At 53.6% G+C, this 13,690-nt stretch carries 16 protein-coding genes and 1 pseudogene; 5 read left to right on the top strand and 12 right to left on the bottom strand.

From position 1 onward, the window contains the following. Window positions 1–75: 75 nt before the first annotated feature. The 10 genes from MEB48_RS01915 to MEB48_RS01870 form a co-directional block, all read right to left on the bottom strand. Complete coding sequence (locus MEB48_RS01915; RefSeq protein WP_237881353.1) at window positions 76–474, bottom strand: single-stranded DNA-binding protein; 399 nt, start codon at window positions 472–474, stop codon at window positions 76–78. Then, on the bottom strand, window positions 471–986 hold the full coding sequence (locus MEB48_RS01910; protein WP_237881351.1) for a DUF3158 family protein: 516 nt from the start codon (window positions 984–986) through the stop codon (window positions 471–473). Before MEB48_RS01910 ends, MEB48_RS01915 begins: the two co-directional genes overlap by 4 nt. Beyond that, window positions 986–1,777, bottom strand: a complete 792-nt coding sequence (locus MEB48_RS01905; protein ID WP_237881349.1) for a PFL_4669 family integrating conjugative element protein — start codon at window positions 1,775–1,777, stop codon at window positions 986–988. The genes MEB48_RS01910 and MEB48_RS01905 overlap by 1 nt, the downstream gene beginning before the upstream one ends. A 156-nt stretch (window positions 1,778–1,933) precedes the next feature. Beyond that, entirely contained in the window at window positions 1,934–3,025 is a 1,092-nt protein-coding gene (locus tag MEB48_RS01900) for an STY4528 family pathogenicity island replication protein (RefSeq protein ID WP_237881347.1), read from the bottom strand. A 55-nt stretch (window positions 3,026–3,080) separates the two neighbouring features. Beyond that, a complete protein-coding gene (locus MEB48_RS01895; RefSeq protein WP_237881345.1) occupies window positions 3,081–3,641 on the bottom strand; it encodes a DUF2857 domain-containing protein in 561 nt (186 codons plus the stop codon). A gap of 11 nt (window positions 3,642–3,652) precedes the next feature. After that, window positions 3,653–5,218: a ParB family protein gene (locus MEB48_RS01890; protein ID WP_237881343.1), complete on the bottom strand. Its 1,566-nt coding sequence runs from the start codon at window positions 5,216–5,218 to the stop codon at window positions 3,653–3,655. Window positions 5,219–5,226: 8 nt separating this feature from the next. Beyond that, the gene (locus MEB48_RS01885; protein WP_237881979.1) at window positions 5,227–5,445 is read right to left on the bottom strand and encodes an AlpA family transcriptional regulator; all 219 of its coding nucleotides are present in this window, start codon (window positions 5,443–5,445) and stop codon (window positions 5,227–5,229) included. A gap of 108 nt (window positions 5,446–5,553) precedes the next feature. Next, window positions 5,554–6,273 (bottom strand): hypothetical protein, encoded by a 720-nt coding sequence (locus tag MEB48_RS01880; RefSeq protein ID WP_442969048.1) that lies wholly within the window; start codon window positions 6,271–6,273, stop codon window positions 5,554–5,556. A gap of 237 nt (window positions 6,274–6,510) precedes the next feature. Beyond that, entirely contained in the window at window positions 6,511–7,407 is an 897-nt protein-coding gene (locus MEB48_RS01875; RefSeq protein WP_237881341.1) for a LysR family transcriptional regulator, read from the bottom strand. Window positions 7,408–7,499: 92 nt separating this feature from the next. Then, a complete protein-coding gene (locus MEB48_RS01870; RefSeq protein WP_237881339.1) occupies window positions 7,500–7,754 on the bottom strand; it encodes a hypothetical protein in 255 nt (84 codons plus the stop codon). Window positions 7,755–8,050: 296 nt separating this feature from the next. Here MEB48_RS01870 and MEB48_RS01865 point away from each other — a divergent pair, with 296 nt between their 5' ends. Both MEB48_RS01865 and MEB48_RS01860 read left to right on the top strand, forming a co-directional pair. Continuing rightward, window positions 8,051–8,857, top strand: coding sequence for a helix-turn-helix domain-containing protein (locus tag MEB48_RS01865; RefSeq protein WP_237881337.1), 807 nt, complete (start codon window positions 8,051–8,053; stop codon window positions 8,855–8,857). Between the two features lie 320 nt (window positions 8,858–9,177). Beyond that, window positions 9,178–9,819 (top strand): annotated as a pseudogene (locus MEB48_RS01860) (organoarsenical effux MFS transporter ArsJ); the annotation flags it as partial. A 147-nt stretch (window positions 9,820–9,966) separates the two neighbouring features. Here the strand turns inward: MEB48_RS01860 and MEB48_RS01855 are convergent. Next, window positions 9,967–10,104 carry a hypothetical protein gene (locus MEB48_RS01855; RefSeq protein ID WP_237881335.1) on the bottom strand — a complete coding sequence of 46 codons (138 nt, stop codon included), beginning with the start codon at window positions 10,102–10,104 and terminating at the stop codon, window positions 9,967–9,969. A gap of 55 nt (window positions 10,105–10,159) precedes the next feature. Here MEB48_RS01855 and MEB48_RS01850 point away from each other — a divergent pair, with 55 nt between their 5' ends. Next, window positions 10,160–10,759, top strand: coding sequence for a serine protease (locus MEB48_RS01850; protein ID WP_237881976.1), 600 nt, complete (start codon window positions 10,160–10,162; stop codon window positions 10,757–10,759). Window positions 10,760–10,961: 202 nt separating this feature from the next. Continuing rightward, the gene (locus tag MEB48_RS01845) at window positions 10,962–11,864 is read left to right on the top strand and encodes a universal stress protein (RefSeq protein WP_237881333.1); all 903 of its coding nucleotides are present in this window, start codon (window positions 10,962–10,964) and stop codon (window positions 11,862–11,864) included. On the opposite strand, the gene MEB48_RS01840 is transcribed toward MEB48_RS01845, so the two are convergent. Further along, window positions 11,858–12,271, bottom strand: coding sequence for a hypothetical protein (locus MEB48_RS01840; protein ID WP_237881331.1), 414 nt, complete (start codon window positions 12,269–12,271; stop codon window positions 11,858–11,860). The genes MEB48_RS01845 and MEB48_RS01840 overlap by 7 nt on opposite strands. 336 nt (window positions 12,272–12,607) lie before the next feature. Here MEB48_RS01840 and MEB48_RS01835 point away from each other — a divergent pair, with 336 nt between their 5' ends. Then, complete coding sequence (locus tag MEB48_RS01835) at window positions 12,608–13,444, top strand: undecaprenyl-diphosphate phosphatase (RefSeq protein WP_237881329.1); 837 nt, start codon at window positions 12,608–12,610, stop codon at window positions 13,442–13,444. Window positions 13,445–13,690: the final 246 nt, after the last annotated feature.

The raw sequence follows: 13,690 nt of genomic DNA, 5'->3' as shown, positions 1-13,690 counted from the left end.
CGTTCTAGAGTGAAGCATCTGCACTGGCGCAATGGAGCGGCAGACTGTTGAGTCAGCCGCTCACTTGAGTGATGGTTACGAGTGATGCTCGTCGCTAGCCGTCGAGGGCGGTTTGCCGCCAAGCGTCACGGCGTCGATTCGGTAAGGCAGGATCCCTACCCGACGGGCTTCGATTTTGAACGTCACCCGGGTGTTTTCATCGGCATCCTCCCATTCGTCCTTCACGCAACGTCCCTCCACCAATACCCGCATGCCTTTCTGGTACAAGGTGCTCCAACGTTCGACATCGCGGTGCCAGATTTCGACAGGTGCCCAGAAACCTCCACGGTCTTCATAACCATCTTTGACCGGTATCGGATTGTCGAAATACACATTGAGCCGCAGCAAGCGCCGCGGTTCATCATTACGGCTCGCAAATTCCCGATACTCAGGTGCAGAGCCGATGTTGCCTTCACCAAAAAAATGGGTGCTCATGATGTGCTCTCTTGGTTAATGGCGCGTCGTGTGACGCAGCGTTTATAGACTGCTTCGGCCTGCGCCAGTTTGCTGGCGCAGTCATTGCTTTGGCGGGCCAGGGTATGGCTCAGGCTGATCTGCATGTTCAGTACTATTCGATGCTGCTCCAGGGCAAACAGGTCGTTGATCAGCAGGTTGGGTGTGGCGTCGCTTTCCATACACCGCTCCCAGAGTGCTACGCCCATGGACGAGCGATCGGGGTTGCGCCAGCGCAGAAAGGTCGTCCCTGTGCCAGTCGCTTGCGGGGCCAGTTGGGCTGGAAGCAAATTGAAGGGATAGCGGCGGGTCTGTGTGAGTATTCGCTCTTGTGCCAGGCTGATTAGCTCGTTGCGAAGCGCAACGCATTGGCTGGCACAGAGCTCCAGACACCCCTTACCTTTAAAAGGCTTTAAAAGGCCTTTTAGGTAGGCGGCGTGTACCAGCTGCTCAAAGTTGTTTTGATCCAGCGGAGTAAAATAATGCAGGCCCATCAGCGTTCCTCCTCTTCTGTCGGAGTGAATCCGGGAGAGGCATCGTCATCTTCTGCTGCATCATTGCTGTCGATAGCCGCACCGACGGCGGCGTTCTCATCTACTTGTGGATCCTGGATTGGTGATCGTCGCGTCATGGGCGGAGCGAAACGTGAGCGACGAGTACCCTCCAGTACATCTTGCGGTACGTCACCAAACCTTTCCCTGGCCTTAAGTGCCGCGGCGTTATTGGCTGTGTAATCATCGCGCTGCACCCCTGAGTACTTGTATTGCTGGGCCAGGCTGAACAGGCTACGAAGGGCATGAGCCCCTTCGTTGAGCCAGCGTTCGAGGGTGTTACGGTCGATCAGGGCGGTGTGATGGGCCAGGATCAGTCGCCGCGCCAGGTCGTCGTAATCTGCTAACAGGTACACCGCCATAAAGCCCAGCTGGGCGTTGACGAACAGTGGAAGATTGACGGGCTGGATGTTGAGGTTTTCGCCGAGACTCAAGGCGGCTGGAACTTCTGAGAGCACCAGATCGACCTGTTCGCGCAGGACTGTGAGTGTTCCCTTGGTCTCGTTCAGTTTGTCTTCGATCCGAAGCATCCATGCGTCGGAGTAAGGATCATCCTGTTCTGCACCGCGCTTCATTTTGTTCATGACAGAGATGAAGCCGTTCAGGCCGATAATCGTCGCCCGTCCTTGGGATGAGTCTCGACCATGCCAGATGCGAGAGGCATGATGGGTGTGCAAGGTCAGTTGTATGCTGCTGCGTAACGCACCCAGGTTCAGTTGTAGATCGTTCGACATAGTGGGGCACTCATGGGTAGTGGAATGAGTGCTCAGCTTTGAGGCATAGGGAAAGGCTGTCAGTGAACAAAGCGCAGGTGGAGTGGGCCTGATTCTGGAAAGGCTTGACTGCCTGGGCATCTATCCCCTGGGGATAGTAGGTTGGGTGATCGGCAGTCAGCGCGAACGTAATAACCCTTTCAGTTCATCAAGGTAGGCATGAGCAAGGCTCGGGTCTCGATCCGCTTTGTTTTCAGATTTTGGATCTTTCTGCGGGCTGTTTGATCCAGTCGCATTGTTCTTGGCTGCCCACGCGGTGAAATGACCTTGCAGCGCTTTCTGCACGATGCCGAACAGATAGCCGGCGGGATTACGCACATGGGTATCTCGACAGCGGGCCGACCACTCATCCAGCACGGCCTGTCGCAATTCGAAGTTCAGTTGCATCAATGCGACCTTGGCACCTGCTTGTTGAGCCGGCGTCAGCGAGCCGAATCGGGCTGGAAATGTCAGTTCGAAGACGTCGTGCAGGTGCGTTTCAGTACGTAGTTCTTTTAATGCTTTTGTACTTAACGTACTCGCTGCCTTCGGATGCCGAAGACCGTTGTCGCTAGAGGCTTTGAGACTTGATTCGAATTTCGAAGACAGGCATTTTCCGTTCCGAAGAGTGGGTGAATGGCGCTCTTCGGATAGAGGTACTGTTTTGTCACCGGTTTGCTGCTCGTGTAAACGCAGCGCCAGCACATGAAGGTGGCTGGGTAGCAACTGAGTCTGAACACTTGGGTCCTTGCTGATCTCTTCGAGCACAAACAATCCGACCCTTTGAATCCCTTTGTTAGGGTGCTTGAGAGTTTGACTGACCAGACTCATGTATTCCGGATCAATCTGCATGGCCTCAAAGGGAGTCAGAGGTCGGTCATGAAGGACGTATAGGTTGCCGAGCACTCGCCCGGTTCGGGAATCACGTCGTCGACGCGCCAGGCTCAGCCAGCGCGTCAGACGCAACAGGGTCAGGGTCTTTGCTACGGTTTCATGGGAGGCCACCGCACCGCATGGAACGGACGCAAGATAGTGGCGCAGTTGATCGTAGGTAGGAAAGGCGGTTACCCCATCATCGTTCAGCAAAAGTCGAAAGACTTGCCAGGCGTTACGTTCAAGCGGAGTCAGGCGGGTATCGAGCAATAAAGACCTTGGGACGGTTTCATGCCTGTTACCACTGAAAAGGAATCCATCGCCGTTCGAATGCTCGCTCTGGGCGTGCAGTTTCATCAATGCAGCATCCAGCACCGAGGAGAGGGAAGCAGGGCCTGAGCGGTTCACGACACTAGACCAACCCTTGATCGATCCAGTTGTGCAACGCAGCCCAAATGACTGAAACCGGAAATGTGAGCTCTTCGGCCAGATCAAGTGTCAACGCCAACATGGCCATGTCATCGTCCACTGCGATATCACGTGCCTTGAGTTGCGGGTACCAGCGTTCCCATAGCAAGGTGTCCTGTTCTTCACTGAGTGCCGGATGCCGCCCCTTGCGCTTGGGGAGCCCGAGTATGCCCCGGCGCAGAGCGACTTCCTCATGCGTGAGACCATAGAACTTGCTGACCATCTCGGTGCTGGCGCCCAGGCGAAGCATTCGGTCGACCATGGCGATTTCCTGCTCCGCGTCCTCCACCTGATGGAGAATTCTGCGTAGCACTTGGCGATTGATCTGGATGGTGCACCAAGGCACACGTGCATTGAGCAGTACGCTGATCAATGCCGGCTCCTTGAGGGCTGCCAGATCTTCATCAGCAAACCCCATGGTTTTGCAACGGCGAAGTTGACCATTACGCAGATCATGCAGTGCTTGCGCAATTACGGCCTGGTTTAGCGGATGAGGTGTCGTCATGAGGCTTCCTGTTATTGCATTACAGTGTCTAGGTCGACATCTGATTTGAGGTCAATCAGGCGCCGTGCCAAACGAATCAACCGGAACAGCTTTACCAGGCTGGCGTCACTTAATCGGTTGGCGTGGGAGCACGGCTCGGTAGAGCCCAGCAACAGGGCTCCAATTTCCATGGGGATGGCTGTTTTAGGTGTGCTCGTGGTCAATGTTTCCAGCAGGGCTAGCAAGGTAGAGGGTGGTTGATGGTCAGGTGCCGCTTCGAGGCTGCAACGGAACCCGATACCTTCGTCGACTTCAGTGATGAAATCAGCCTGAGAGGCATCCTGAGCAATCTCGCGAGCGAACTGACCAATGTGAATCCGCAGACGCTCAGGCTCGTCCAGGCCGGGATCAATGTTCCAGATGTCCGAGATCGGGAAGAGGCTTCCCTGTGAAAACGGCAGGACGTCTGATTGCAGTTTTGGCTCATCCCCGGCGTGTCTGGCCACGAGTTCCTGAATTGACTGTAGGCGATCATTGGCAAGCGACCCAGGAGCGTCCTTGTCTTTGTTTTTGGTGTCTGAGGTATTGTTCTCGCTACTGGACGTTTTACTGGCCGGTGCGCCAGGTAGATTGAGTGAAAGGGCTGGTGTTGGCGTCTTGAATTGATCTGGCGTTGGAGTGCTGTCGGGCTCTTTTGCCAGTGCCTGTTGACGTTTTTCCCCTTCATTCAAAGCCAAGGCCAGCGTGTCGTAGTCAACGTCGAGCCAAACGGCCATCTGACCAATAAGTTCATCCTGCACTCGCGTTATGGAGAATTCGGCGGCTGCGCTATCAAACATCATCAAAGCTTCATGAAACAGGGACGGGAAATCGATACCCGAAGCTGTGCTTTTGGCATGCTGCTCCCAGATTCTTTCACTGGATCGACGCATCACTGCCAGACGTTCAACCTGGTGTCGCCCCAATCCTCCATATAGCAAATTGGGAATCGCTGGCAGCAGGTATTGGACGGCATCATGCATGCGGCTGATATGTGACTGTGGGATCGGGTAACCATCGGAGGTCAGACGCCGTGATAACTCTGATTGAGACAGAGGAAAACCACACTCCAACTCGTAAAGCTCTCTGGCTTTCTCAACACCCAGTGCGCGTTCAATAAAGGTCAGACCACCGCGAAGTTCATTTTCAGCCAAGTGACCGGTCAATGCGATAATCTCGCCTCGTTTTGGCCAAGGGCGAAACACACACGTCAAGTGAAAATACTGCTCGTTCTTCGTTTCCGACCACAGCTCGCGCAGGATCGATAAACGTGTATTGCCTCCGTTACGAATGCGATAAAACGATTCGCCTGGACGTCGGGTGATTGGAGGGGGAGCGTCCAGCCCTCGACGGCGAATAGACTCTCTGATCTCGTCGTATCTCGGATTGCGTGTCACCCGCGGATCAAGGTCATAGGGCCTCAGACGATCCAAGGTGATGATCATAGGCGTGTCAACCTCAGGATCGCTCAATAACGCTGATCCCGGCTCCGTCCGTTCAGTGTCCGAAGCGATTGGGTTAGCCTCATTTTGAAGGGGAAAAGTTGTTACCACGCTCATATTCCTCCTCACCCGCGATCCTTTAAACGATCGGCAATCCATTGATCAACTTCCATAGCATCCCAGCCGACGGCTCGGACGCCGAGCCGCACGGATCTCGGAAATTTTCCCTGGCTCATCAGATTGTAAATATGGGCACGTTTAAGCCCCGTCTTTTGCTCGACATCCGAGCGTCGCAAAATGCGGTGCTCCTTGTTGGTTATCGGTAGATCAGCTTGTAAAGACATCATGGACACTCCTTGACGCTCGGTAGCGTTTGGTCGGAAGTGAGTATTGGAAGGGAGCAGGCGTGGCAAATCACTGCAGTTGCAGAATTTGTGTCTGCAACAGCATCGCTATGACTGAGCGCAGAGATGGCGTTTGGCTTCGGCGAATTTGGCCCACAGCGTGCGCTCGGTAATGCCGGGACGGCCGTTGTGATGCGCAATCAAGGCGCTAATAACTGACTCGAGCGTGTTGAAGGCCGAATAGCGCACCCCGCTGGGTGATTGACCCAGTAGTAACGTCAACAGAGCGCCGATGATGTTCAGGTAAGTGGTTTCGGCTCTGCTGCTGAGGTTTGGTTTGCTAGCGCAAGCCTTGATGGGCAGGGTTTCACTCTGAACCGTCAATGGGGCTTTCAGTGATTGGATTTGCAGCAGCAACGCTTGAATCGTCCCCAGATCAATTGCCATGAGCTGCTCCAGCTCATCGAACAAAAACGCAGGTTTTTGATTCGGGTAGGCTGTTGTCATCCAGCGCTTTAGATCCACATGTCGGATCGTCAATTGAGGTGAATTCAGCAAGGCTGGATCGTCTTGGGTGACGCCTTCCTTTCCGTACGGCAGTTCTCGATGACACATCGCGTCGTACAGTCGCTCAATGTTCAGACCCAACAGCGGCCAATGCGCGAGCGCATCGGCTGTTGGACCTGACATCGGTGCTGTCAAAGTGAGAATGCTCGATTGCTGCTCAAGCAAGTTACTCCAGCGAATCGCCGCCTCCATCGGACTGTAGTAAACCTTGGTGCCATTTAGTTGATGGTATTGATTCATAAGCCGTTCCGTGGATTGCAATGTCCGTCTATGGAACCGTCGGACAGAGGCCAGGGAAAGACTAAATGCGTCAGGTGTGATGCTCGTTTTTCCAGTGGACAGGATCAGACTTTTTGGGTCTCGATTCATTTGCAAGGATGGGTTGCTGACGGACGAGTCTTCAGGGCCATGCGGGCCTTCTCAGGATCGACCATGCACTAGCACAGATGTGTTGTAGGTCTGGCTCCAGACTGAGGAAGTCACGCTGTTTGGGCGTCATCACCTTTGATCAACAGTATCCATCTCGGTGACTCGAGTAATAAATCGCTGTAACTGCTCACTAGGGACGCTGGAGGAACAGAGCAGATAGCTGGTCAGCAAGATCGGATCACCCGCCAAGGGTCGAGTGATAATCTCGGTACTCTGACAAAGCGCCATTTGCGCTTCACAGACAAGCCCGACTCCGTAACCGGCCGCCACCAGAGAAAGCATAACTTCCTGGCTAGACACTCGTTCGGCCACAATTGCAGTCGCTGGTGTCTGACGCAGGAGGTTTTCAATCTGTTGGTAGAGCCCGGTGTGAGTTTTTGGATGAAACAGCACCAACGGATAGTTCAACGCTTCTACCAACGGGATCTGTTTGAGGGCCAAGAGAGGATGACGTGCAGGTACGGCGACCATCAAAGGTGTCCGCCACATGGCTTGAGCTGCCAAACCCTGACCTACGTTGTTTGAACGCGCGAACCCAACATCGAACAAGTTCTCGCGCAGCCCCTTTAACTGCTGAGAGAGTGAGACTTCGTACAGGCGTATTTCTACCTCAGGTTCTTCTTCTCGACTTTGTGCAAGGATCGCTGACAAACGCTGGGGTAAGACGCCATCTGACAGGGCTAGGCGTAATGAACCGCGGTAACCGGCGACGGCTGCCTGTACATTGCAGCGAGCTTGTTCCACGGCCTGAAAGATTTTTTGTACGTCGCTTGCAAGTACTTCCCCAGGCCACGTTAACCGGGTGCCTCGCGAGTTTCTGTCAAACAGCTGAGCACCGATTTCTGATTCCAGTTCCTTGATCGTCCTGGATAGCGGTGACTGCTCGATGTGTAAACGTTCCGCAGCTCGCGCGAAGTGAAGCTCTTCCGCAACAGCCATGAAGCCGCGTAGATGGCGAAGTTCCAATATGGTTCCTTAGCGACCACCTCGGCTGTAGAAGCACATAGAGGTAGTAGCGCAATTGATGACTTGTATATCGACGAGGTTGCTACGGTTTTTTACGATTGTGATTGAAGCTGTTCGAGCAGATCCAACCCATCTTGCAGTGGCAGGTAGGCAGACAGGATCAGTCGATAAAAATCGGCTTTGTCTGAGTGTTCGAATGACACTGAGGTCAACGCTTCTAATAAGCCTGTTCCTGCCCGGATCCGCAGAAGTGCGTTTTCCAACAGTTGTGAGGAGCCAGCATTGGTGTCGAGCAGCATCACCGAAATGGCGGTTGCATTGGTTTTGAAGGGGCGGTAACGATCCATGTTTCAACAGCTCCTGAGTAGATATCCGAAATCCGTATTAGGCGATTGGGTACTTGCTGAGTTGAGGTGGCGATGTGTCAGAAGAGGAGGGCGAAAAATCTTAGCTCTCAGCTGTGTAGTACTTTTCAGCCATGGTTGTAGTACCAAGTCGCCTCTTGATGAATGAGTAATAAGCGTGCTGTTTCGTAGGTAATATTTGGTCATTGTCCAATGCTGTGCAATTGGGCAAGTTGTTCGAAATTGGCGCAGGTTGCTGCTACCTTGGCGCCATCCAGCACCATCGCGAGCAAGACTGATTGAATGAGTTTTTTTCTTCCAATTTGAAGCACCTTTGCGGTCATTGCCGCTCGATTTCCGAGGTTTGTCGAAAAATAAAAATTCATCGCGGTCAGTTCAACAAATACTTGAGAGGAAGCAATTTTCCAACACCGTTCAATCTCAAGCGGATTTGTGATTTTTTTGGTGTAGAGCAGTACGAAATTGTGTTGCCGACAGAGCAATTCAAGCGCCTTATCAGTGACCGGGAACGTCCAACGACGCTGTCCCTGGTAACGGCCCCTCATAGAGCAATCGAACACCTGCGGCAGTGGTCTTCACCTCAGCTTCAATCTCTGGTGGGCTATTACCATGAGTATGGTTACTCGATGTCTGAGCCAGGACACATCCTGTGTGCACTGGTGAACATCCATGAAGCAGACGGCCACTTTGTATACGAGCGCAATGAACACTTAAAGACCAACATCCTGGTCCGCGAGGATGAGCTCTACCAATACAAGGGGATCGCCTACTATCTGGGCGATCGACTGTTCCTGATCGACTACGAGTCTTCGGCCTCCAGTGAGATCAACCAAACCATTCTGATTCCCAGCTTCAAGAGCCGAAACACTCGTCTCAATGGGCTGAAAATGGGAGTGACCGCGTGTGACCATCGAACGCCGGTGTGTTCGCGTGTGGTGTGGGATTTTCTGGGTAAGGATGTCTGTCGTCTCACTGCCTATCGACGGGTTCGTCTGTACGGTGCTGACGATCAGGAAATAGATGCCGACATAAAGACGCGGTTGTCCCAGACGCAAATTATTGATGGATTGTTCCAGATTGTCTGAGGACCCGTTCCCGAACCCCAAACGCGTTACAGCAACATTACCTTCGATCCGTATCGCACCGGATACCCTGGAGAACTCGTCGGGTTTCTGCGCTTTTATGACCATTTTTCATAAGTCGGCGAATTCGACAGGCTAGAAGGGCGGGGGCGAAAGCGCTTTTCCGCGGCTGGCTCGAAGTACTCGGGATATAGATGTTAGGGCGGAGAGTACTCGGCGTTCGCCCTGTCGGTCCTTGCGCTCGTCTACCAATGCCAATCAACTCCAGTTGCCCAGTGGTGAGTTTTTTAAGCGTGCTCTTGATCGATGCTTGGGGAAGAACACTCAGGGGCGTCGGTTTCTTTCCTCAACGGGCATTGCTCGCCCAAGGAGCACTGCTGATCATGGCCGGTGTCTTGGCGCTGATGTGAGTCAGTAGCTTGATCCTGTTAAAAAAGGTCCTGGGCAAGGCCAAAGCCAAGCCAAGATTTCGCGACATCTTGTCCAGGAGCCGAGCCATCAATCTTCTGTCAGCGACCCGGATGTTTCTGTTCGGCGCGCGATGTGTCCGGTGTACTTGAGCAGCGTTTTTGGCTGGGACTCGAAGGTCAGTGGGCTCTTGCGGCCTGGGTGATCGGCTACGGCATCGTGCAATCGTTCGAGTCGCGGAGCACCGGCAAGCAACGGGGCAAATCGCTTTGGGGTTAACTCCGGGTTATCACAGCAGGAGGGCTGTCAGGTGGATTGATAGTTTTTGGCGCGCTGTTCGCGGTGAACCCTTCACGGTACAGCAACCTGATCGTGTCCTAGCCAAGGAATACGGCATCTGGACAGTGGGCTTCTACTACATGTCCAACGGGCCGTCAGATCGGCAACTGTGCTCTCTGGCTGGATTTATCAGACTTTCGGGTTATGGAGATCCAGCGCATTTGTTATTTTCGCAGCGCTTTCTGTGGCTTTTACCCAGGCATGCCAGAACAATTTAAACTGCCCTGAAAGCCGCTGTTTCATGGGCTTTACATCAAGTAAGAAAGTGTAATTTCCAGTGTGCTTATTGTGCGGGTGCCATTTTTCAGGCGTCAAATAGTTGAAGTTTCTTATATGGATCGAAAAGTAATTGGTCTTAGCACAATTTATTCATACGCATTTATTAAAACTTCAGCCATAAATAACCAACCAAGCCGGGCTGCGAGGAAAACTACAAGAACCTGACAACTAAAAGATTCGCCACAATAAAAATCAAATCCTCCTAATAAGTCGGTGATCATCATGATTAAATTCATGACCTGCTTTTTTATAGGAGCTGTTCTTGCAGGATGCAACGGTATGGTAAAGCCCGACTTGTCGGGGCCTGCCAATGATTCATATTTTTCAGTCTTCTCGGGTTTTCCTTTGCCTTATCTGTACATGGCCTCGGCCGTGCAATGGAATGAAGACTATGCCGTCACCACTCGCCACACCCCCCTCATCCGCAACGTGGAATACAGCTGCAGCACCGGCTGTGACCTTGTCTTCATCCAGCACAAGGCCGACGGGCGCTACCCGTCATGGCGCGCACCGCGTGTGGGTGAACACATCACTGCCGTGGGGGCGAGCCCCTACATGACCACCGTCTCCGGGCAAGGCAAGGTGTATCCGGCGCCTTTCATCAATAGCAATGAAGGCAGTGGCGAACGCTATGCCATTCATGATGCCCCGATAATAAAGGGGATGTCCGGTGGCCCCGTCATCGCCAATGACGGCAGCATTATCGGTATCAATGTCGGGTTTTTCTCCACTTCTTTTAACGATGTGAGTTCTCACCCTGGGTTAAAGGGGGCTCAGAGAGTCAGCGTCTTTATCCCTTACTCGATCATTCAGCGTGAATGGGAGTTGATGCAGGTGAAACTTAACGATCCGCACGGCGCGAAGTACGCGAAGAAGTAACGTTACATTGTCGTCAATCAATTGACCGTCGGGATGGGTTCATCGTAGTAGGTACTATGAGCCCATTGTGGCTGGTTAGTTGAATCCAGGCGTATATTGATTATGTCGATCCAGATCATTAAGGCGATAGCAGATCGCTGACGGTGCGACAGGCGAAAAGCTGGGGGGCTAGCAGATATCCCAGAACGTTTGGAGGTGTGACATGAGCCAATATCAACGACTCCTTCTAATAGCCGGTCCTACCATGCGTCATACGCCGGCTCTGCAGCGGGCCGTCGCCATTGCCGAAGCCACCGGTGCAGCGCTGCATATCACGGTGGTTATCGAAAACTTCAACCTCTTGGGTTTGATCCACGCCAGTGCGCGGTTTCGTGAGGCTTGTCAGCAAGAGAACGAAAAATGGCTCGAGGATGAAGCCGATCTCATTCGCGGTCGTGGAATCAACTTGAGCACCGAGGTGCTTTTCACTCGCGACGCGCTGCAAGAGATCCTTCAGCACGTGACAACCCTGCAGCCGGATCTGGTGATCAAGGATGTGCAGCATGAGTCCGCGCTCAAACGCGTGTTCGTCACACCTCTGGATTGGCATCTGCTGCGCGAATGTCCGGTGCCCGTCCATCTGGTCAGCGAAGTCGGTTGCCCACTTCCGCGCGTGATTGTGGCGGCAGTCGATCCGTCGCACCCAGAGACTCAGATCACTGGAATCAACGACCTGATCATCCAGGCTGCGAATGAATTGGCAACACAATGCCATGCAGAAATGCATCTGTTGTACGCCTACGATCTGGCGCAGACGCATATGTCCGATGCGGGCGCGGGTGCAGTGACAATGCCTGGCTTCAGCAGCGATGTGCGCAAGTCTTTGCACAAGTCATTTATCGCATTGGCCGATCACTACAGCATACCTACCGAGCGGCAACACTTCGTTGCAGGGCCGCCTGGTAAAGCGCTGGCCGACTTTGCAGCGCATCACCGGGCCGACGTGATCGTCATGGGAAATGCGCATCGCAAGGGGCTGGACTTGTGGGTGGGCAGTACCACAGAGCATGTTCTCTATCGAGTGCCCTGCAACATTCTCGCCGTCACCGGCCAAGCGGATCAATGAATGGACCCGTTAAATGATCTGGAAAGAGGATCTCGGCGGCCGGCTCGGGTTTTTTTCGGGGCGCGCGCCGAGATATCCCGATAGGTGTCACTGTCGGTCGCCGCGAGCAGCTTTGCACCGTCCTTCATGGTGGCCATAAAGGTGACCTCGGTGTTTTTGCCAGCAAGCAGATAGCCGGCGATAGCTCCGACGGGACCGAGTAGCAGGGCGCCCGCGAGACCCAAGCCTATGGCGGTCTTTATATTCTTGTTGGATTCGGTGTTCTGAACGATTAGCTCTTTAAACTCCGAGACCGGGAAGCTTGCTCCAAGCCTGGGTTTGAGGGACGTCTTGAGAGTGAGGGTTCCAAGGTGATATTCCCCGTCTCCCTGCGGGAAGTCACCGGCGAGTACTATGATCTTTGCCATATGGAGGGTTCTCTTGGGCGATCATTTTTGGGTAGAACATTGCGCGCGCCCGGAGCCGAAACGTCAACGACCCGACGATGAGTGGCATCCATGAATTCGCGATATACAAGTGCCAGTTCTGCAAAAGAATTTCATTACCAAGTGCTCCTCAGAGCGCAGCCTATTTGCAGGCAATCGGCCCCGGCGCTCCGACATGGACGTTTTATAACGTTTAGCTAAAGCGGGCAGAGAGTGCGCTTTAATCCTCCGCTGGTCCGACAGGTTTAATCGTGATCAGGATCAAATGTTCGGCATCATTAGCAGACCTTTCAGCCGAGAGGGTTTAACGGGGGATTAATGGATTTCTGGACCACCACACAGGTATCGATTCTAGGGTTGGTTGAAGGGCTCACAGAGTTTTTGCCCATCTCCAGCACGGGGCATCAGATCATTGCCGCGGATTTGCTCGACTTCGGCGGTGAGCGAGCGATGGCGTTCAATATCATCATTCAATTGGGGGCTATTCTGGCGGTCGTCTGGGAGTTTCGTCGTAAGATTCTGGAGATCACAACCGGCTTGACGACCCAGCGTAATGCGCAGCGCTTCACGCTAAATTTATTGATCGGTTTCTTGCCGGCCGTTGTTCTGGGTGTGATGTTCGCCGACAAGATCCATGAGTATCTTTTCAACCCGATCACCGTGGCCGTGGCGCTGGTGATTGGCGGAGTCATCATGTTGTGGGCCGAACAACGCGAGCATGTGGTAGTGATCGATCACGTTGACGAGATGCGCTGGACCGATGCCTTGAAAGTCGGTTGCGCACAGTGCCTGGCGATGATCCCCGGCACTTCGCGCTCGGGATCGACGATTATCGGCGGCTTGCTGTTTGGCCTGTCACGCAAGACGGCAACCGAGTTTTCGTTTTTCCTGGCAATGCCGACGATGGTGGGCGCCGCGGTGTACTCGGGCTATAAGTACCGCGACCTGTTCCAGTCCGCAGACTTGCCGGTGTTTGCCTTGGGGTTTGTCGCTGCATTTGTCTTTGCGATGATTGCCGTGCGCGGTTTGCTCAAGTTCATCGCCAACCACAGTTATGCAGTGTTTGCCTGGTACCGCATCGCGTTCGGTTTGCTGATTCTGGCGACATGGTTTTTGGGCTGGGTCGACTGGAATCATCTCTCGGAAGGGGCATAGGTTTGTAGGAGCGGGCTCGCCCGCGATAGGCATGGGGATCTACACATCTTCCTGACTTTGACGGGGGTGTACATATCCGTTTTTGCGGTCACGGCCACTGGCGGTTTCGCTTTTACAGCCAGCCCTTTCAAGGTGTTTTCCCTTTATGGGCCTTAAGCACCCGGTCGGTCGACACATGAGCATTGGCAGCCTTTCCCTCCAGCCATTCCTTGGGCTTGGCGATTTTGGGGCCGCGGATGCTTTTGG

The organism is Pseudomonas sp. PGPR40 (assembly GCF_022014505.1).
Classification (GTDB): Bacteria; Pseudomonadota; Gammaproteobacteria; order Pseudomonadales; family Pseudomonadaceae; genus Aquipseudomonas.
This window is presented reverse-complemented; position numbering and strand designations above follow the sequence as displayed.